Raw genomic sequence first — 19,752 nt, 5'->3', positions numbered from 1 at the left:
ATGCGCACATGGATATGAATTTTTTTAAACATGATGCTTTCTCAACGATAACAATGATGAAAGCGATTGAAAACTATGAGTTTCAACCGGGTCTTGTAAGCTCTCTCAATCTTTTTGAAGACGTTGAAACCAGCACCACAGTGGTTGGTATTGAACGGCGTGACAATACATTTTCGCTTATTCAAACCAGTGAACGCGGAGCCCCTTTAGCAGAAGGTGACAGAGACAGTCGTAATCTTCGGTTTTTTAAAACAACCCGTATTGCCAAAAGTGATACTGTGAAATCAGAAGAAATCCAAGACCGGCGTGAATTTGGCACAGAAGATCAGTTAGAGACGGCAATGAAATATATTGCCAGAAAACAAAAGAAACTGATTTCTGAAATCGAATTGACATGGGAAAATATGCAGCTTGGTGCTGTTCAAGGTGTTGTCCTTGATGCTGATGGTTCGGTGATTGTCGATTGGTACAAGGAATGGGAAATTACACCACCAAAGCCAATTGACTTTAAACTGGAGAGTGAAACAACCAATGTTGCTGATAATGTTGATCAGGTCATTATGAGAATGATTGAAGCTTCAAAAGGAGCGTTCTCTGACCGTTCACGGATTATTGGACTTTGTGGGAATGAATTCTTTTCCAAACTAAAAAACCATAAAACCATTCGTGAAACCTATTTAAACACAACCTTAGCGCAAACACTCAATAGCGCAGGAGGTGTTGCAACACCAAGTGCTCTTGGTACGGGGAGCTTTGGCAGTTTTGACTTTGCCGGTGTGACCTTTATCAATTATCGCAGTATTCATAACTATAATGTGAGTGCAAAGGCTGGGACAAAGCGTGCGATAGGAATTAAGCCTGATGAATGCCAATTCTTTCCTGTTAATGCGCCTGGTGTATTCCAGAAAACCTTTGCACCTGGTGAAAGCTTAGATTTTGCTAATACGGTTGGAAAACCTCTCTACACGATGCTAATCGTCGATCATGACCGTAATGCATGGGTAAAGCCTGAAGTCTACAGCTATCCGCTTTACATTTGCACACGTCCTGAAATGCTGTTCAAAGCCGTCATTGGAGGGAAATAACATGCTATGGCACGGGCTGCTTAACAAAATGGTAAAAGAGGTACGCAACACCTTTGGGCAGCCCGTCATCTATACGCGAAAGGATAACCAGCAATCTTTTCGGATTACAGCGATTTACGGCATCAAACATTCTGAATCGGATGCTGGTGGCAGAATACCGACAACAATTCCAAGAAAAGAACTTGATCTTTGTATCAATGATATTGGCGGATTGCCACCAAAAGCTGAGGATAGTGTCGTTGTACTTGCTTCTGAAAACACTGAAGATCCCTCTCAAGAGCGCTTCGTTGTCACCGATGTCCAAGCCTCTGAATCCGGTATGTATAAGCTTATTTTAAGGGAGGTAAAATAAAAGACCCTCTTATCATTTTTAGAAAATCTTATATTACTGCTTGACAAGATTATGGGAATATGAATAATCGAATCAAGTGCTTCAAAAACACTTTAAATACCAAGCGGACAGATTGCCGAAACAGTCTCTTCTCCGCCGATTAAAAGTTTTGACTCGTTGTATGCATATAGCATATAAGCGAATTTGTCGGGTGTGGTTATGCTATACAATACCCTTAGGGGAAAAGCATAACGACGGACTTGGTACCGTGTTTTTGAGCACCCGGCACTCTTTTGTTGAGTGTCAATCAAAAATTTTATTACCAAGGAGTTTACATGAACACTCTTATTCCAATATTGGAACAAACAATTGATCAGGAAACTGTTCAAACTGTTAACGCTCGTGATTTGCATGTGTTTTTAGAAGTAGGTAAAGATTTCTCTGCTTGGATTAAATATCGCATCAACAAATATAATTTATTAGAAAATCAGGATTATTTAGTTTTCACCAATTTTGGGGAAAACCTCCAAGGTGGTCGCCCCTCTAAAGATTATCATCTCACCTTAAGCGTAGCCAAAGAACTTTCTATGCTTGAGAACAATAAGAAAGGCAGAGAGGCTCGTTTGTATTTCATTGAGTGTGAAAAACTTGCAAAGCAGGTAGCAACACCACAGATTGATTATTCAAGTCCTCAAGCAATGATTGGTTTCTTGAATCACTTACAAAGCCAAATCGAGCAGAAAGACCATGTGATTGCCGAGTTAGAGCCTAAAGCCAAGGCACTTGATGGCTTGAAACGCTCGGATGGTCTGTTTGGTTTAATTGAATCTGCAAAAATGTTAGAGGTACGACCAAAAGATCTAACCGATTATTTGCGTAAACATGATTGGGTCTATCGACGGGCTCCGGGTGCTCCTTTGTTACCCTATCAGGATAAGATCAAAAAAGGTCTCATGGATTGCCCTGCTATTACTATTCAAAGACCGGATGGTACAGAAAAGGTACTCCCTTCAACAAAAATCACATCCAGAGGATTGGCTTGCTTGAGAGAACAAATCCATGGAGGTGTACAATGAAGGTAGATACCAATTTTTTATGTGATTTGTGGATGGCTTTGTTTCAGTTTGTCAATTGTGAAGATATTAAAGATAAAGACTGTAGCGCACTGGTTGAAGTCATGGGCATTGTAGAAAAAGCTTTGATTTTAAAACTTCAAGATGAATTGCCGAGTATTACAAAGATTTTAGCAGTCCTTACAGGTTTTGGAACTTCAGAATTACCGCATATCATGAATCCATTATTGCAAGCTTATGCTCCAAATTTAGAAAACCCTATTAAAAAGGTTGCTTAAGTAAAAACATAACTTCTCTCCCCGTTCTCAAAAATGGGGAGGTGATTAAACTCTACATTCAAATTTATTGATTTTAGAAAATTCATCTGCTTTTTCAGTTTGTAATATACTAACGTCGTAAGCAGCTTGCATGTTAAGCCAAAATTCAGCTGTTGTATCAAAAAAATAGGCTAATCTGAGTGCTGTATCAGGAGTCACTGGACTTTTTTCAGCAATAATACGTTCTATCCTTGTACGTGGAACATTCAAAGCTTTTGCAAGGGCATAAGCAGAAAGAGCATATTCTTTTAAATATTCTTCCCGTAAAATTTCTCCGGGATGTATAGCACTATAATTTCTCATTTCGACCTCCTGCAAATCAATGATAATCTACGATTTCAACTTCATAGGCGCCATTGGAACGCCATTCAAAACAAATACGAAACTGGTCATTAATACGAATAGAATATTGACCTTTACGTTCTCCTTTCAATGCTTCTAAGCGATTTCCCGGAGGACTACGTAAATCTTTGAGATCAACTGCTTTATCAAGCATAAACAATTTTCTTTGAGCGATACGCACTAAAGTTGTAGGAAAACCTCTGGGCGGGTTACCTTCTAAAAGATCTTTACATCGCTTATCCGCAAAAGATTCAATCACCAAATCACCTTTATTCATTCTTTTACGTATCATAACATGATACCATCCTCAAAGAAAGAATAAATTTTGAAGAACAGGAGCTTTTATGCATCCGAGAGAGACGATAAGGGAAAGCTTTGTTGCACTGATCAAAGCAGCAAAGACAGCTGCTGATGACAATGTGTTTAATATGCGTGATTTCAACTTTTCCGCTGAGAACACACCGGCAATTAATATCTCAACACAAAGCGAAACAATTGAAGATGGCTATGATAATGCAGTAAGGCGGCGTGTCTTAACCGTGGATGTTGAATGTTATGCTACACAAGAAGATGGTGCACGTTTTGTCGACCAATTAGCATGGGAGGTTGAAGAGATCTTCTACGCCAATCCCAATCTCAACAACACCGTGGAAACATGCTCCCTGCAAAATATCGCTTTTGCCTTTGGCGACAATGGTGCTCTAGCACTCCATGGGGCAATTTTAACCTTTGAGGTCACTTATGTAACCAATATCCCCTCCCCTGAAACACAAGAAGATGGTGCAAACGCAAAGCTTGTTGAACCTTTTCTAGGTTTTACACCACAAACAGGCGTGGGCAATGAAGACAAATATCATAAAATTGGGAACACTCATGTTAGAGCGGCGCGATAAAGACATCACCGATTTAAAAAGACGTCTCGCAAATATGGTTATGGTGGGCACAATTAGCCATGTCGACCATAAAAACGCACGCTATCGGGTAAAAAGCGGCAATCTTATCAGTGACTGGATTCCAGATACCCAAGCCCGCGCCGGTAAAACATGCTCTTATGAAGGGCGGGATGTTGGAGAACAAGTGGTGGTGGTTGCATCATCAGGGGATTTAGCGCAAGGGGTGATTGTTGGTTCCATCCATACCGATGCTCATCAAGCAGCCGATAAAGGCAATATTCATAGAACAATTTATCCCGATGGCACCATGTTTGAATATGATGATGAACAAAACAGCTATAGCATGCAGATCAAATCAGGCGGAAAATTCATTCTCACAATTGCGGATGGCGTGTCTCTTAAAGGTGATGGTGGCAAGCTAGAACTTACCGCACCAGAAGGCATAAAAATTGTTTCACAAAGCGATATCACTTTCAATGCAAAGGGCAACATTTCTTTACAGGCTGGTGGTGGTGTTTCACTTCGTTCGGATGAGAGTCTCTCTCTTCATTCCGCTCACAATGTTGCCATGAACTCAAGTGGTTTGACCCATAACGGCACCAATATAGGAGCAACCCATGTTCACGGTGGTGTTGTTCCTGGTGGCTCCATGACAGGAGGTCCCAATTGAACATAGGAATGGACCGTAGCACAGGAAAGCCCTTGACCGGCATTGAACATTTGCGCCAATCAATCCTTGATATTTTATCAACACGCATTGGCACGCGTGTAATGCGTCGTGATTATGGTTCACACGTTGCGGATATTATTGATGCACCGGTCAATGACGCCTTTGCTGTTCGCCTTTATGCCGCTATTGCCGAGGCTTTAGACAAGTGGGAACCACGTTTTAAACTGAACAAGATTGATTGTAAATGGAATGAGAATGGGCAAGTTTCCTTGTCCTTTGAAGGTCTTTATTTGCCCTCAGGCAAGCCCATCACCATGGAAGGATTGCTGATAAAATGAATGGAGCACTTGCAAAACCAGAAATCATTACAGAAATTTCCTTTGAAGAAATACGAGCAGCAGCTCTTGATCACTTAAAAGAACTGTTGCCCGGATATAGTGTTCTTGAAAGTGATCCAGCCGTAAAAGTCATTGAAGCCTTTAGCTATCGAGAACTGCTTTTAAGGCAACGTATTAACGAAGCTGCACGCAACAATATTCTTGATTTTGCAACCGGTGAATCTCTTGACGCTTTGGGTAACTGGCATGGAATTGCCCGCATGGAGGGTGAAAGTGACGAGAGATATCGCGAACGCATAAGACTTCATGCCCGTGGTGGCAAGGGAAGCGGAACAGAACCCTATTACAAACTGATAGCCGTGTTAAAGATGCCATTATTTACCGTAAAGGCAAAGATCCAACCATCTATGTTGCGCTTTTTGGCAATAATGAAGAAGGAACGGCATCTGAAGATCTCATACAAACAGTCTCACAAGCCCTTCACAGAAAAAATATCATCATGACCAATGATACAATCATTGTGCACGCTGCTGTAAAAAAAGTGGTGGATTTGCAAGCCGATGTTTGGCTGTTACCCGAAACATCCTTGAAAATTCTCATGACAATGGAAGCAAATTTAAGAGCAGCATGGCGAAAAGAACAAGCCATTGGTCGTGAATTAAGCCTCTCATGGTGGGTTTCTAAACTGATGATTGCGGGTGTCCAGAAAGTGATTGCCATTACACCAACACAAGACAGAACCGTCGGTGATGAAGAAGTTTTAGCGATTGGTAAGGTCACCTTAAACTTCAAAGGACGGGCACGCTAATGATTGGCGCCCTCCTCCCAAACAATGCAACAGAATTTGAAAGGCGCCTTGCCGATGTTTGCGACTTTCATCAAGATGTTGATGGTGCTGTTTTGGGGATTTCACGCTCTAAGCTTATCACCCGCCCTCCTCGCTTCTTGCCATGGTTGATTGAAGAATATGGGCTTGGAGAGCTTACACCTTATGTTCCAAACCTCTATGATTTGATTGACCAAGGGCTCCAATGGCAAAATATTCGCGGTTCTTTAGCGGCTATTGAGAGAGGGCTTGCATGGCTTCAGATTTCAGCACGCTTTACACCAGCATGGTCGGGGCGTTTATGGTGGAATTCCTTCCAACTTTACTTTGATCAATTGCCTGAACAAAGTGCTCTTGAAGCCATTGAAGCCATCACAGAGCTTTCCAAAAGCTTACGCTCTGATTTTCGCCGTGGTGTCAATGGTTATGACGTGCAAGCACTGGAAGGCAATATGTCACGCCTTGATGACAGTCTGCTGGACTATGAGAGCGGTGTACGCTTAACAGCGGGGGACACACTGTTTTCCTTTGGGCGCACAACAGAAATTATGCACAGGCTTACCAAACAAGAAGGCACACTGATTGGCAATTGGATGGATGACGGGGATGGGGAATTAAGCTTCGACCAAATTGATTATCCATGGGATATGGCAAATTTTCCCTGGTGTTCTGTTAAAAAACATCAACGCGATATACTGATGGCAGAGTGGTTTTATAACCGCACCCTTTATCTCGTGTTAAGAGACTGTGAGGATGATGTCATTGGCACTCGCAGATGCAACATTGTCCAACCAGTAGAACAGAATTTGGCGGGTGTTTATCACCATTTGGGCGATCGTTATCAACCCTCCTCGATGGGCACAGCCCTTCTTATTGCAGCACGCACGGATTTTCAAAATGTTGACGGCAGAAAAGCCGCCTCTATTGCTGTTCTCGTGCATGCGACCCCTAAACAACATATCCCTTTGGGTAAACTTTGGTGTGCGTGCAATGAACTGATTGGCGGGGTGGAGATCATCAAAACGCCCATCAATATTCCTTTGCGTGGTGATGTTCGCGAGCAATTCAAGATTTTATTGAGGTTTTAACATGAAGCATGAAAGTGGTTTACCCTTTGCCATTGACAGATCTTGCGGCAAAGACGAACAACAAAGCGTTGTTTTCTACGGGCAACGTCCCTTTATCCAAAGTGGTGAACTCAATGAGATGCAAACCATCATCAGGGGGCGCCATAACCGTTTGGGGCGCTTGGTCGCCAAAGAGGGAGACCGTGTTGAGCGAGCCGATGCCTTTGTCAATAAAGACGCAAAGACCGTTACTTTAACAGAAGGCAAGATCTATATCGCAGGCGATATCTTTCCAGTCTCACAAGCGGTTCTGAATGCTGTTTCTATGGTTGGGCGCCTTGAAATCGGTGTGAAGTTGCAAAAAACATGGATTACCCATGAGGATAATCCAGAACTGTTGGGGCAAGTTCCCGGCACCTTGGCACAAGGAGAACCCGGTGCGGCACGCGAAACAGCAAAGCTTGTTTGGGCCTTAAAAGAGGATGGGCAGCAAGGCACGTTCTTTCCTGTTTATATCTTACAAGACGGCATTTTGATTGACCAAAAGTCCCCCTCACTGCTTGAACCCGCCATGCAAGCCATTGCTACTTATGACCGTGCCCATGGTCATTATATCGTCAATGGATGCCGGGTGACGGCTCTGGGACGAAAGAATGGATGCCAAGTGTTTAGCATTCAAGAAGGAGAAGCCAATATCAATGGCTTTAAGCGCAAACGCCTTGCTGCTTTGCGCCATGAAGAGAGGGAAGAGTTTTCGACAAGCGTTGTGCCTAGTGAAACGCATATTTTTGCCCCGCAAAAAGGCAAAACAAGCTTTACCTTTAAAAGCTATTATGCTCCCATTGCCGATATCCACTCTCTTTTGTTGACAAAAGAAAAAACCGTCACAGTTACACGCGGTGCGGTCGTTGCTGGGCGAGATGGTGTTCCCGATAAAAGCATCACCTCTTTTCTCAAAGTCATGCAAGGCAACAAGGAATTTAAAGAAGGAACAGATTTTAAGAAGACCGGTGATACCATTGACTGGGCACCGATGGGGGATGAACCGCGTCCTGGCAGCAGTTACACGGTAACCTACCGCTATCGTGCACAAGTGACCGCCGATAAGGTCACGGCACAGGAAATCACGCTCTCAGGGGGGGCGCAAGGGGGGGATATCATTGTCAGTTACACCTACAAATTGCCCCGTATCGACCGTATCGGGCTTAATACACAAGGCACGGTTGTCTATATCAAAGGAATCTCCGCTGATCATCCCATGGCGCCCAGTGTTCCTGAAGATGTTCTCTCCCTTGCCACCATCACCAACAGTTGGCTGGATACGCCGCTTGTGGTCAATGATGGCACGCGCGTTGCCCCCTATGATGAGATGTGGCGTTATTTTCAACGGGTGCTGTCCCTTGATCGCTTGATGCAATTAGAGCGTATTAAAAGCAATGTTGACTCGAAAGAGCCCGTTGCCAAAAAAGGCATGTTTGCTGACCCGTTTCTTGATGATACTTACAGAGATGAAGGGTTCACGCAAACAGGAGCTGTTGGCAATGGTATTTTACAGCTGGCTATTGATCCAACCTTTTACACCGCCCCCTTAAGGGCTCCTGTCACCCTTGACTGGACCAATGAAGTAATCATTGCCCAAGAATTGACAACCGCTTGCGAAAAAATCAACCCCTATCAAAATTTTGCTCCTCTGCCTGGTACAGTGACCCTCACACCCGCGACAGATTTTTGGCACGAGCAGCGCACCGATTGGCTCTCAAGTGTCACCAATCAATTGTTTATGGGAACGCACCGTGGGAGCAGCATTCGCAAGCAAGAGGCAAAGGATGAACTGATCAATGTTGCGCATGAACAAATCGATTTCTTAAGACAAATTACCCTTGGCTTTAAAATTGAAGGTTTTGGCAAGGGGGAAATTTTAGACAGTCTCACCTTTGATGGTGTGAATGTCTTGCCAAAAAGCCGCCTTGTTGCCAATGGCAATGGCATTTTGGAAGGTAGTTTTAAAATCCCTGAAAATATTCCTGCCGGCACCAAAAATGTTGTAGCACGAGGCAAAGGGGGAACTCTTGCGACAGGTCTCTTTACCGGGCAAGGTGTTATTGATGTGAAAGTGATGCGGCACACCACAACAGTCAAGATCTGGACGCAAGTGGACCCGCAAGCGCAAGTCTTTACACCAGAAGAAACACGGCAAATCACCGGTCTTGACTTTCATCTTTGCAAAATCGGCAATCCCAATCATGATCTGGTCATTGACTTGGTGACAACCGAAAACGGTTATCCCACCGCCGATATCCAAGCCCAAAGCTTTTATTCCATGAAGGGGGCAAAAACCGGATGGGCACAGGCACGCTATGATGTCCCACTCCTTGTCCCCAATGATCGGTTAACGGCTTTTGTCATTAAAACCGATGATAGTGATCATTCCCTCTCACTCGCAAAGCTTGGAGGATTTGATGAAGAACAGCAAAGATTTGTCTCAAGCCACCCTTATGTGACCGGTCCTCGTTTTTCCTCTGTCAATGCGCAAACATGGAGTGCCCATCAAGATGAGGCTTTGGCTTTTCGTGTCTTGGCAGCACGCTACAGACAAACAACAAAAACCATTGATCTTGGTACCTTTAATCTTGTTAACTGTTCTGATTTGCAAATACGTAGCACGGTTGAATTGCCTTCCAGTGATTGTTCGGTGATCTTTGAAATTGAAAGAAACAATGGCACAATTTATCAACTTCTTCCCTTTCAATTGCTTAGTCTTACCGAATATATCAATGAAAAGGTTCAGCTTCGTGCTATTCTCAAAGGCACGGAGAAACTCTCCCCCATTCTGTTTGCTCCTGTTCAGTTGATTGCCGGCAAGATCCATAACACAGCAACCTATGTTACCCGTGCTTTTGCCTTTGGTGAGAAGGCAAGATTGACCAGCTATATCAAGACCTTTTTACCAGGCGGCTCCACATTCACCCTCGAGATGCAACGGGATGATGGTGCCTTTACCCCCCTCACCTTAGAGGAAACAGAACAGCTTTCTGAACCCCTTTGGACAGAGCGAAAATTTGTCAGTAGCAATAAGACAGCAAGGCAAGCACGCTTGAAACTCACGCTCACTGGTGGACCTTCTGCACGGTCAATGCTGCGTGATTTTGGTGCTGGCATCTTATGATACCCCCTCGCTTTAAAAGATGAAATTTGGGGCTGCTTTAGAGATTTGGAGAATAAGAAATGACAAAAACCAAAAAACTTGCAATGGAATTGCCTAAAGAAGGGCGTTTTATTAGTTCTGAATTTCCCATTTTGCGTGAGAACTTGACAAAACTTGATCAAGCCATTGCCGATGTGGAAGAAAAGCTAGACGACAAAGCCCCTGCAAAACACACGCATAGCATAGGGGATGTCGCAGACCTTGAAGCAGCCCTCAAAGGCAAAATGGCAGCGGATAAAACCTTCACTTTAACCGATTTGAGTGATATCGAGGGCGCTAAGGATGCCGCCAATAATTATGTTCTCTACAAAGCAAGCAACAATCATTTTACCTTTGGCAGTGCTGTCTCACTTCTTGGAGCACACCAACATAAAATTGAAGATATTGTTGGTCTTGATAGATTTAGAGCCAAGATTAACGAAGATCTGACAAGCTATGGGCGCTTAGCGCAAGCCAATGAATGGCAGAATTATAACAAATTTACCCGCAAAGTGACCATTGCTGGTGGTTTGGAACTCATAGGTAATTCGTCATTGAATCTCATGCATAATGGGGAAATCGTCACAAGTCTCAGCATCACGGGCAGCAAGCTTAAAGGACCGCTCAAGGTTGATGGTGCGGAAGTTTATAGCAAAGATGAAGCTGTTGTTGCTCTTCAAGAAATACGTGATGAAATCACAAAACTGAGGAAAGCGACCTCTCCCCTAGAAGTTCTTGTAACAGAAAGTGGTCCCATTCCATGGCCTGAAGGTGTTAGCGATAACACCGATATCGAAATATGGGCTTGGGGTGGAGGAGGTGGTGGTGGATATGGAGGCTGGTTCAAAAAACCACTTAATGGTGGTATTAGCTACTATGGTGGTGGTGGTGCTGGTGGAGGCCGAGCTGTGTATGTTAAAATCAAAGCTTCACAGCTAAGATCGGCAAAAGCTATTGAAATTGGTCGAGGAGGCCGCGGTGCATCTTCGGGAGGGGGTTCCTACGCTGGTGGTTATACACGCATTGCAGGAATTATTATAGCATATGGGGGTGCAGGAGGAGGTGATGGTGCCAGTGGCCGCGGCGGCGTACCAAATTTCAATGGTGGCCGTGGCGGCGATGCTAGTTTTAATGGTTATAGAGGGAGCTCTTTTATTTATGCCGGTGGGAATGGCGGCGATGGGGGGAGTGGGAATGGCGGAAACTCTTTTTTTGGTGGCGGTGGGGGTGCTGGTGCTCAGAATGGTAACGGTGGTTATGGCGGAGAGAGCCAGAAAGGTGGTCATGGTGGTAAAGGCTGCAATGGCAGTGGACAAGGAGGTGGCGGTGGAGGTGGTTATTTCCTAGGAGAAGATGGTAGTTCTGGTAAAGGTGGCAATGGTGGCAACGGAGCAGTGTTGTTGAGGTTTTTTATATAGGAGTTTTTATGGAATATGCAATTGTTGAAAAGGGTGTGGTAACGAACATTATTATTGCCTCAGAAAATTATGTTCATGCCTTTGATGGTGAGGCTATTGCTTCAAAGGAAGCGCAAATCGGCTGGACTTATAAAGATGGGGTGTTCTCTCCTCCCATTATTAATGAAGAAAATGCTTCTTTGTCTTCTGAAAGGGCTAAGACAGACGCAGCGGTAGAATCTATGAAAGAACCACAAGAGAAAGATGAACAAGCTTAGTATAATTGTTGAGAATAGATTATAACCAACATTGTTGGACGCAAGCTCTTGTATCAAAAATAATCGAATGGTTTGACGCACGCTTATTGTGTGATAGCTTAAGCTGTATCATTTTCTTTTAAAGTCCTTCTCAAAGGGTTTTCAAAGCCTTTTTAAAGGGATTTTTTGACTGACAGTGTCAGTCTTATGCGGTTTGATCCTTGTTGTTATTGTTGCTTCATTGATTTGGAGTGCAAAATGACAATAGAATTTAAACTTCGTATTTACTTTATTAAGGATGGCAAAAAATCTGCGTTTTTAGCAATATTTTATCGGATAGTCATTGGTGCTGTTGTAAAATCCTTGATGTCAACGTACAAACTTATTCCCTCCATGCGCCTATCTTTCTCTTTACGCATGAAGTGGAAAAAACCAAAAAGTTTGAGCAAAAAATACAACTCTTTATATGATTAACGCTATATAAAAAGAAGAAAAACCACAAGAGAAAGATTGACCAAATCTAAGCTATAGCAAGCAAAGTCATTTTTTGTCTTTAAAGGGGTGCCTCGAAATCATGGCGGGTCACCCCATTTTTTACTCCAAAGATTTCGTGCAGAGATGAACAGCTTATAGACAAGCAGCTCTAATTACCCATCACTGTAAAAAATCAAGCCGATATACCGCAGAAATTATCCTAGAAACACAAAACAAAGGAAAACAAAGCACAAAAATAGAGGCTGGGCTGGTAGTCCAGCCAACGGGACAAGTTTTGCGACAACCCGTCCGATGTAAAAGCTCTTAACATCGCAGCCACTTCTTATCACTTGAAGCAATGAGAAGATGGCTAATATAGAGGGAAGAGTGTTAAAAAATTATGGATACACTTTACAAGGAAACATTAAAATCTGTTGATCCAGTCACACCAGCTGCTGCTTATATTGGTGGGAAAAGACTGTTAGCCAAAACCATTACCAAAATCATTGAAGACATCCCGCATAAAATTTATGCTGAGCCTTTTGTTGGCATGGGAGGAATATTCTTTAGAAGGAAATTGATTCCACCTACTGAAATTATCAATGATCGTTTGGGTGATGTGGTAAATTTTTTTCGGGTGTTACAACGCCATTATCACCCTTTTATGGATTTGTTGAAGTTCCAGATTAGCAGCCGTGAAGCGTTTCAATGTTTCACTTTGCAAGACCCAAAGACCCTCACCGATTTAGAACGGGCTTTGCGATTTTTATATCTGCAACGTTTAAGTTTTAGCGGAAAGGTGGCAAATCAGACTTTTGGAGTTGAAACAGATCGCAGTGCACGGTTTAATACATTCAAACTTGAAGCATTATTAAAGCTTATTTACCAGCGTTTAGCAGGTGTTACCATTGAACATTTAGATTGGTCTGATTTTATCCTTCGCTATGACCGGACAAATACCTTGTTTTACCTTGATCCACCTTATTGGGGTGTTGAGGATTACTATGGGAAGGATTTGTTTAAGCGAGAGGATTACCAGACGATGTTCTCGCTGCTTGCACAATTAAAGGGAAAGTTTCTTCTCTCTCTCAATGATGTACCAGAGATCCGAAAAACCTTTAGTCAATTTAAGATAAGAGAGGTGAAAACACTTTATTCGTGTAACGATTCAAATAATGCGATTCCGGCTAAAGAGTTGATTATCTCAAATTGCGATTTCTAAAAAAACAATAAGCATTAAGGGGGGCTAAAAGATCTTTGAAGACCCTTTAAAAAGTAAATTACTACAAAATCTAGTGTTAAAGTTTGATCTCCCCTCTGCCTTTTTAATAAAACCTAAGCTATCAAGCTTTCCAATGGGATATTAAATTGTTGATGCAAGTTTCTAATCATGCGCAGTGTTAATTTTCTTTTGCCACTCAAGATTTCATAAACGCGATTTAAATGACCAATCGCTGGAACGAGATCTTTAGCACTTAAGTTCATTTGTTCCATTCTAAATTTAATAGCTTCAATCGGATGAGGAGGAGAAACAGGATAGTGTTCTGCTTCATATGCTTCAATCAACAACACAAGAACCTCCATTTGATCAAATTCTGGAGTATTCTCTTTTGGCTGATTGTCAAACATCGCAGACACAATTTCTAATGCTTCTTGGTAATCTCTTTCAGTGCGAAGTGGTTTGATATTCATTTCTTAAATTCCTTTAGTTCTACAGTATTAGCATCAATTGCATCATACTGTTTGTGTGTCCCTATAAATTTTATATAAAGCCAGCCTGCTGGATAAAAGATTGAAACAATTAAACGATAATCATTGCCTCTAATATTAAAAACAACACGATTATTCTTTAATATGCTTGCATTTTTATATTTCTCTTTAATGTCATGAGGTGAACGCCATTGTGCATTTTTAGCTTCATCTATCCATGCTTTTAAGGGTTGTTCAGCATCGGGATATTTATCCCAAAAAATTTGCAGTGTAGAAATTTTAACAATTTTCATAAGTGTATCCTGACTATTAACTTTAGTACCATTTTGGGACTATGTCAAGATATTTGTAAAAAAGTATTGCTTGAAAACAAACTGTTCTCAAGAACGATTTTTTGTCTCTCATTTTTTCCCATTCATTTTCATTCACCAATCATGCAAAGGAGCATCATAATGACAACAGGTTTTTTACACGGTGTTGAAGTTGTCGAGGTGGACGATGGAACGCGTCCCCTTCGTGCGGTTCAATCGGCAGTTATCGGCATTGTCGGCACAGCACCCGATGCCGATGAACAGGCTTTTCCCCTCAATACACCGGTGTTGGTTACCGGTTCACTTTCACAAGCAGCAAAACTGGATAAAACAGGAAAGCGTCAAGGCACCCTACCCAATGCTCTTGATCTTATTTTTAAGCAAGTGGGTGCCATTGTTGTTGTCGTGCGTGTGCAAGAAGGTGATAACGAAAATGCAACATTGACCAATGTTTTAGGCGGTGTGAACACCAATGGTGCTTATGAAGGTGTGCATGCTTTGATTGGAGCACAATCCCTGCTTGGACAAACACCACGCATTCTGATTGCTCCAGGCTTTACCCATAAACGCCCCGTTAGCCTTAGCAAGATTGATGTCACCAACAAAGGCAGCGGTTATACCCAAGCAACTGTTAAAATTGCCGGCGGTGCAAAAGCAGAAGCAATCCTTGCCAATGGACAAGTAACCTCGATTGTTCTCAAGGACAATGGCTTTGATTATCAAACCGCCCCCAATGTAGTGATTGAAGGTGATGGCACTGGCGCAACAGCAAAAGCCGAAATCAGTGTAACCTCTAATCCTGTAGCAGCAGAGTTGATTGGCATTGCCGAGCGGCTACGCGCTATTGTGATCATTGACGCCCCAAACACAACCGATGAAGCAGCTCTTGGAGCGGCAAAAGATTTTGATTCAAAACGCGCTGTTATTGTTGATCCTTTTGTAAAGGTAAATCATGATGGAGAAATCATAGAACAGCCGGCAAGTGCGGCGGTTGCTGGTGTCATTGCCAAAACAGATTTCACACATGGTTTTTGGCATTCCCCTTCAAACAAAGTGATCAATGGCATTGTAGGAATTACCCGCCCGATTGATTTTTCCATTGGTGACAGATCAAGCCGTGCCAACCTTCTCAATGAACAAAACATCACAACAATTATTCGTGAAAATGGTTATCGTCTTTGGGGCAATCGCACCCTTTCAAGCGATACAAAATTCGCTTTCTTATCCGTTGTGAGAACCGCGGATATGATCAATGACGCCATCTTGCGTGGGCACATGTGGGCGGTCGACCGCAATATCAAAAAAACTTACATGAGTGATGTGAGTGAAAGCGTCAATGCCTATTTGCGTGATTTAAAAGCGCAAGGTGCCATTCTCGGTGGGCAGTGCACGCCTGATCCAGAGTTGAATACAGCAAGCGCCATTGAGAGCGGCAGAGTCTATTTCAATGTTGAATTTACACCAACAACACCAGCAGAACATATCACCTTCCGTTCACGTATCATCAATGATTACCTAGAGGAGATCTTTTAATGACTGTACCCGTTTTACCGAGAGTTCTGAAATATTTTAATATTTTTGTTGATGGCATTCCCTATCAGGCAAAATGCGAAAGCGTGACACTGCCAAATTTAAGTTTGGTTGTTGAAGAGTATCGCGGTGGTGGCATGGATAGCTCTCTTGAGATTGATCTTGGCCTTGAAACACTCATCCTCACTATGACCATTTCTGATTGTTCTCCAGAACTGATGGCACTGTTAGGGCGCTCTGATGTGAACATTTCATTGCGAAGTTCAATGCAAGCACAAGGCACCATATACTTTTAAAATGCATGTAACTTGTTGATTCTCAGTGTGTTTTTAAAGGTAAGAGACATACCAATAAAAGCAGGGGAAAGGATTTTCTAACATTCCTCCGCAATAAGGGTGTTTTTTTGCTTTTCTCCTCTATAATTACTTCTCATATTCTTTTGTAGGATTCTAAGTCCTGAGGTCAAAAAATTTTTAAAAATCTCATAAACATACCAACAGTTTCACAACACAACGGACCAGAAAATTTGACGGTAAAACTATCGTGACAAGCGCCCGCTTCTGTTCTTAAGCAGGTGGTTGGCTCTTAATTTAAAGTGTAAACCTCTATGACTTTTTTTCTATATCAACGGGTATAGATTTTCTACCAATTTCTACAAATGATAAAAATAGAACAGAAACACCTAATCTTTCTGCCATATCTAAAAGACGTTCAGAATGATCAATGCAAAGTTTACGTAAAGTTTTACCAAATGCTATAATCATCTAAAATACCCTATTAAAGAATGAGTATTCATTCTAATTCTAAAAAAAATTTTGGAGTTTTATTTAAAATGCGTTACGCATTAAAGACTTTTTTCAAGATTTAAAAATTAGATTGTTAACTTTTTGTTAGCCAGCTTTGAAAGATTGAGAATATTTCAATGGTTCCTTATTGTACCATATTAAAGTTGAGATATTACAATGACTATCTAAATTAGAGAGATATTGGTGTACCCATGCTAGTCAATCTTAATGCTATAATTCGTGATCTTTCTTCAGAAACAAATTTCGTTACAGTTCTTAAGGAAGCTATTGTTAATTCTATACAAGCTCACGCAACAAGAATTGATATTTTATTCCAACTTTATGGCAATGAAGACCTTTGGAAAAATCAACAAATTTTTTCTATAAGCGTTTTTGATAACGGAGATGGATTTACAAAAGAAAATATCAAATCGTTCTCTACCTATAAGAGTGATTATAAAATTCGAGAAGGATGTAAAGGTGTTGGACGTATTACTTATTTGAAAATATTCAAAAAAGTTCAAATTATTAGTTTTAGTAAGAATGAAAATAATGTTCAAATTTCACTAAATTTTACTCCAGAGTTTAAAGAAAATTCTTTTAAAGAAAAAAATAGCAAAAAAGATAAATGGTGGAATACATATTTATCTCTTGAAGAGTCTTATGAAAAAAAATATTTGGATCTAGACCTAGTTTATAATGAAATTTATTATCATCTTCTTCCTTCGCTTTTTTTACAGAAAGATAAAAATATTCAAATTAACTTTTATGTACATAATGTGAAAAATTTAGACGATTTAAATAATGTAAGAAACGTAAAAAACTTAGAAGATGTAAAAAGCTTAGAGAAAAAAACAATTAATACGCAGGATTTACCTCACTTAGAAAATGAAACTTTCAAAATTGGTCCTTCAAATATTCTCTTCAGCCTTTCTTATTATTTTGAAGAGAACACAAACTCTACAACTAAGTTAGAAGCTTTCTATTGTGCTAATAATCGTACTGTTATGCCTTTTTCACAATTTATAGATATCTATCCAATAAACAATGCGATCATGATATTTTTATTGGAATCATCTGTTTTTGATAAACGTGTTAACGATGAACGGAATGCTTTTGAGATTAATAAAACAGATCCTGACTTAGAAACCCAATTGGCTTGGAAAGATATTAATGAAAAATTAGAGAACGTTTTAGATAAAATAATTAGTACCAGATTTCCGGAAATTAAAGAACAAAAGACTACCTTTCTCGAAGAAATTGCTAAGGAATATCCTTATTTAGTAGAGTTTCTAGATAAAAAAAATGTAATTGGAGGCTGCTTAAAAGAGGATATTTTGATTCAAAAAGCAGACACAAAATATTCAAAAGAAAAACTAAAACTCAGAAAAGATTTTAGAGAAGGTAAGGGAACACCGAAAGAAAATTTACAAAAAGCACAAAAATTTGCTAGTTTCGAATTAACACAATATATTCAATTCCGAGATAAAATTCTGGAAGAGCTCACTAATTTATTAAATCCTACGACCTCAGAAAAAGAAATTCATAATTTGTTTGTCCCACAACAACAGACTGCTGATAAAGACGATCCTTTACCATTAGAAAAAAATAATTTGTGGATATTTGACGATAACTTAATGAGCTACAGCTATTTACAAAGTGAAAAGAAAATAAAGAAATTTATTTCAAAGGCAAAACTACTTCGCACCAATTTTGAAAAAGATCTTAAGAGATTAGCAAGTCGTCCTGATATAGCTTTATATTTTGACTCTAAGAAAGAAAACCGTGCTGTATTAATAGAGTTTAAAAAGCCAACTGCAGATTACAAAAATTCAGGTGTTGCTCAACTAATGTATTACGCCGAAACGCTTCACAAAGCCAATGTTAAAGAAATATATCTCTATCTCATTGCTGAAATAGATGACGACTACAAGAATATATTACGTATTGCAAATAATTTCACTAAAGTTTTTTTTCCAGAAGGGGAATGTTATCGAGGTTATTGGGCTGAATACAATGCTTGCGTACAAGTTATGTCTTTGAGTACTCTGTTAAATAATGCAAAAGCAAGAAATAACACTTTTATGGAGATTATTAAAAAAGATTTATTACGCCATCTACCAAAACAATCCAGTGAAACAGTTTACTCCTCAACTCTTGCTTCATCACCCTTTTGAGGTGTGTGAAGATATTGTCGAGCGCATCCATAAGGCGAGCAAAATCGATAACAAACATAAAGACAATCAACGCAATCCACTTCATAAAGCGTGACATCATCTTCACACCCTGATAGGTGGTGATCATCTCATGAAGAAGCTGTCGTCCTCTCTCTGTAAGGTCTTGCTCTTCACTCTTGTGCTTTCTGTTCATCTTTCCAACCACATAAATGGGCTCATGCTTGTAATATCTCTTGCTAAATTGGCACTGATCACACCAACATCCTGCTGGTTCAAATAAATCGGCAACTAACCACCACAACTCTCAATCCTATTCGCTGCGCACCCAACGAGAAAGCTCACGGCGCACATCACCATCACTCTTCTGATTAACTTCATTTCCAACCTCAAGACGCGTTTTCACTTGCTTTAAAGCTTCCTCTGTTTGCTTGTGCTGTTCGCTTTTCTTGCCTAAATGAAACGCTTTCGCTAAAGCCATAAAAAAACGGCTAAAACCGCTGTAAACATCAAGTGATATTTCTTGAAATGAACAATCATAGCCGTTGCTCCCGAAACCATTTGGCAACAAACACGAAACCAACACAAGCTGCTAAAACCATAAGATCGGCTAAAAAGCCCATTGAATGGAACCATTGCCTGCTAAGGAGCCCCCAAGAGCAGAGCAAGAGCCTATAATCGGTGCTAAGGCTTTTATTTTAAGTGCCCCCGTTGCCTCCTTCACTTGAACTCTTTGATAGTTAGAAGAAACATAAAACCCTCGAGCCCATAACCCCGCTTCAGCGGCTCTACGTCCTATAAAAGATAAATACTTTATTATAACAAAAGCATTTTGGGATTGTATAGAAAACAGTATGACATTTCTTTACATAAAAAATACTGTTCCCAAAAACAACTCTTAAAGCGATTACAAATCTCTCCCTAAATGGAGGAAAAAAAAGATTTTATTAAAACAAATCAATAACTACAGAATTCCGTTATGAAAAGA

General features: G+C 40.9%; 20 protein-coding genes and 5 pseudogenes. 17 read left to right on the top strand and 8 right to left on the bottom strand.

What is annotated here, in order from left to right; all coding sequences use genetic code 11:
• Positions 1 to 8 precede the first annotated feature (8 nt).
• From NMK50_RS04530 to NMK50_RS04515, 4 genes are all read left to right on the top strand, one after another.
• Positions 9 to 1,085 (top strand): major capsid protein, encoded by a 1,077-nt coding sequence (locus NMK50_RS04530; protein WP_254769758.1) that lies wholly within the window; start codon positions 9 to 11, stop codon positions 1,083 to 1,085.
• A 1-nt stretch (position 1,086) separates the two neighbouring features.
• On the top strand, positions 1,087 to 1,437 hold the full coding sequence (locus NMK50_RS04525) for a head-tail joining protein (RefSeq protein ID WP_254771029.1): 351 nt from the start codon (positions 1,087 to 1,089) through the stop codon (positions 1,435 to 1,437).
• A gap of 314 nt (positions 1,438 to 1,751) precedes the next feature.
• Positions 1,752 to 2,492 (top strand): antA/AntB antirepressor family protein, encoded by a 741-nt coding sequence (locus NMK50_RS04520; protein ID WP_254771028.1) that lies wholly within the window; start codon positions 1,752 to 1,754, stop codon positions 2,490 to 2,492.
• Positions 2,489 to 2,767, top strand: a complete 279-nt coding sequence (locus tag NMK50_RS04515) for a hypothetical protein (RefSeq protein WP_254771027.1) — start codon at positions 2,489 to 2,491, stop codon at positions 2,765 to 2,767. Before NMK50_RS04520 ends, NMK50_RS04515 begins: the two co-directional genes overlap by 4 nt.
• Positions 2,768 to 2,812: 45 nt before the next feature.
• Here the strand turns inward: NMK50_RS04515 and NMK50_RS04510 are convergent, their stop codons facing one another.
• A complete protein-coding gene (locus tag NMK50_RS04510; protein ID WP_241438746.1) occupies positions 2,813 to 3,109 on the bottom strand; it encodes a HigA family addiction module antitoxin in 297 nt (98 codons plus the stop codon).
• Between the two features lie 16 nt (positions 3,110 to 3,125).
• Positions 3,126 to 3,440, bottom strand: a complete 315-nt coding sequence (locus NMK50_RS04505; protein ID WP_254771026.1) for a type II toxin-antitoxin system RelE/ParE family toxin — start codon at positions 3,438 to 3,440, stop codon at positions 3,126 to 3,128.
• 52 nt (positions 3,441 to 3,492) lie between these two features.
• Between NMK50_RS04505 and NMK50_RS04500 the strand changes: the two genes are divergently transcribed.
• The 10 genes and pseudogenes from NMK50_RS04500 (at position 3,493) to NMK50_RS04455 (ending at position 13,476) form a co-directional block, all read left to right on the top strand.
• A complete protein-coding gene (locus NMK50_RS04500; RefSeq protein WP_254771025.1) occupies positions 3,493 to 4,041 on the top strand; it encodes a hypothetical protein in 549 nt (182 codons plus the stop codon).
• Complete coding sequence (locus NMK50_RS04495; RefSeq protein WP_254771182.1) at positions 4,022 to 4,711, top strand: phage baseplate assembly protein V; 690 nt, start codon at positions 4,022 to 4,024, stop codon at positions 4,709 to 4,711. Before NMK50_RS04500 ends, NMK50_RS04495 begins: the two co-directional genes overlap by 20 nt.
• Positions 4,708 to 5,049, top strand: coding sequence for a GPW/gp25 family protein (locus NMK50_RS04490; protein ID WP_254771024.1), 342 nt, complete (start codon positions 4,708 to 4,710; stop codon positions 5,047 to 5,049). The genes NMK50_RS04495 and NMK50_RS04490 overlap by 4 nt, the downstream gene beginning before the upstream one ends.
• Positions 5,046 to 5,857: pseudogene (locus NMK50_RS04485) on the top strand (baseplate J/gp47 family protein). Before NMK50_RS04490 ends, NMK50_RS04485 begins: the two are co-directional and overlap by 4 nt.
• Positions 5,857 to 6,963 carry a phage tail protein gene (locus NMK50_RS04480; RefSeq protein ID WP_254771023.1) on the top strand — a complete coding sequence of 369 codons (1,107 nt, stop codon included), beginning with the start codon at positions 5,857 to 5,859 and terminating at the stop codon, positions 6,961 to 6,963. Before NMK50_RS04485 ends, NMK50_RS04480 begins: the two are co-directional and overlap by 1 nt.
• Position 6,964: 1 nt before the next feature.
• Positions 6,965 to 10,108, top strand: a complete 3,144-nt coding sequence (locus tag NMK50_RS04475; RefSeq protein WP_254771022.1) for a DUF4815 domain-containing protein — start codon at positions 6,965 to 6,967, stop codon at positions 10,106 to 10,108.
• 59 nt (positions 10,109 to 10,167) lie between these two features.
• A complete protein-coding gene (locus NMK50_RS04470; protein WP_254771021.1) occupies positions 10,168 to 11,544 on the top strand; it encodes a Bgr_08870 family protein in 1,377 nt (458 codons plus the stop codon).
• 8 nt (positions 11,545 to 11,552) lie between these two features.
• A complete protein-coding gene (locus tag NMK50_RS04465; protein WP_254771020.1) occupies positions 11,553 to 11,801 on the top strand; it encodes a hypothetical protein in 249 nt (82 codons plus the stop codon).
• A 237-nt stretch (positions 11,802 to 12,038) separates the two neighbouring features.
• Positions 12,039 to 12,254: a hypothetical protein gene (locus NMK50_RS04460; protein ID WP_254771019.1), complete on the top strand. Its 216-nt coding sequence runs from the start codon at positions 12,039 to 12,041 to the stop codon at positions 12,252 to 12,254.
• Between the two features lie 400 nt (positions 12,255 to 12,654).
• A complete protein-coding gene (locus tag NMK50_RS04455) occupies positions 12,655 to 13,476 on the top strand; it encodes a DNA adenine methylase (protein WP_254771018.1) in 822 nt (273 codons plus the stop codon).
• A gap of 113 nt (positions 13,477 to 13,589) precedes the next feature.
• Here NMK50_RS04455 and NMK50_RS04450 read toward each other — a convergent pair whose 3' ends face one another.
• Both NMK50_RS04450 and NMK50_RS04445 read right to left on the bottom strand, forming a co-directional pair.
• Entirely contained in the window at positions 13,590 to 13,946 is a 357-nt protein-coding gene (locus tag NMK50_RS04450; protein WP_254771017.1) for a helix-turn-helix domain-containing protein, read from the bottom strand.
• On the bottom strand, positions 13,943 to 14,257 hold the full coding sequence (locus NMK50_RS04445) for a type II toxin-antitoxin system HigB family toxin (RefSeq protein WP_241438172.1): 315 nt from the start codon (positions 14,255 to 14,257) through the stop codon (positions 13,943 to 13,945). Before NMK50_RS04445 ends, NMK50_RS04450 begins: the two co-directional genes overlap by 4 nt.
• A 159-nt stretch (positions 14,258 to 14,416) precedes the next feature.
• Between NMK50_RS04445 and NMK50_RS04440 the strand changes: the two genes are divergently transcribed.
• Entirely contained in the window at positions 14,417 to 15,808 is a 1,392-nt protein-coding gene (locus NMK50_RS04440) for a phage tail sheath subtilisin-like domain-containing protein (protein ID WP_254771016.1), read from the top strand.
• A pseudogene (locus NMK50_RS04435) lies at positions 15,808 to 16,089 on the top strand (phage major tail tube protein); the annotation flags it as partial. The gene NMK50_RS04440 and the pseudogene NMK50_RS04435, both read left to right, overlap by 1 nt.
• Positions 16,090 to 16,410: 321 nt before the next feature.
• Here NMK50_RS04435 and NMK50_RS10510 read toward each other — a convergent pair.
• The gene (locus tag NMK50_RS10510) at positions 16,411 to 16,569 is read right to left on the bottom strand and encodes a hypothetical protein (RefSeq protein WP_309486022.1); all 159 of its coding nucleotides are present in this window, start codon (positions 16,567 to 16,569) and stop codon (positions 16,411 to 16,413) included.
• 233 nt (positions 16,570 to 16,802) lie between these two features.
• Here NMK50_RS10510 and NMK50_RS04425 point away from each other — a divergent pair, with 233 nt between their 5' ends.
• The gene (locus tag NMK50_RS04425) at positions 16,803 to 18,767 is read left to right on the top strand and encodes an ATP-binding protein (RefSeq protein WP_254771015.1); all 1,965 of its coding nucleotides are present in this window, start codon (positions 16,803 to 16,805) and stop codon (positions 18,765 to 18,767) included.
• On the opposite strand, the pseudogene NMK50_RS04420 reads toward NMK50_RS04425, so the two are convergent.
• From NMK50_RS04420 to NMK50_RS04405, 3 pseudogenes are all read right to left on the bottom strand, one after another.
• Positions 18,760 to 18,972, bottom strand: a pseudogene (locus NMK50_RS04420) (hypothetical protein); the annotation flags it as partial. The gene NMK50_RS04425 and the pseudogene NMK50_RS04420 overlap by 8 nt on opposite strands.
• 105 nt (positions 18,973 to 19,077) lie before the next feature.
• A pseudogene (locus NMK50_RS04410) lies at positions 19,078 to 19,304 on the bottom strand (hypothetical protein).
• Positions 19,301 to 19,557, bottom strand: a pseudogene (locus NMK50_RS04405) (lysozyme); the annotation flags it as partial. The pseudogenes NMK50_RS04410 and NMK50_RS04405, both read right to left, overlap by 4 nt.
• Positions 19,558 to 19,752: the final 195 nt, after the last annotated feature.

It is taken from the genome of Bartonella harrusi, assembly GCF_024297065.1.
Lineage (GTDB): Bacteria > Pseudomonadota > Alphaproteobacteria > Rhizobiales > Rhizobiaceae > Bartonella > Bartonella harrusi.
Note: the sequence above shows the minus strand (reverse complement) of the source record. Positions and strands in the feature narration are given on the sequence as shown.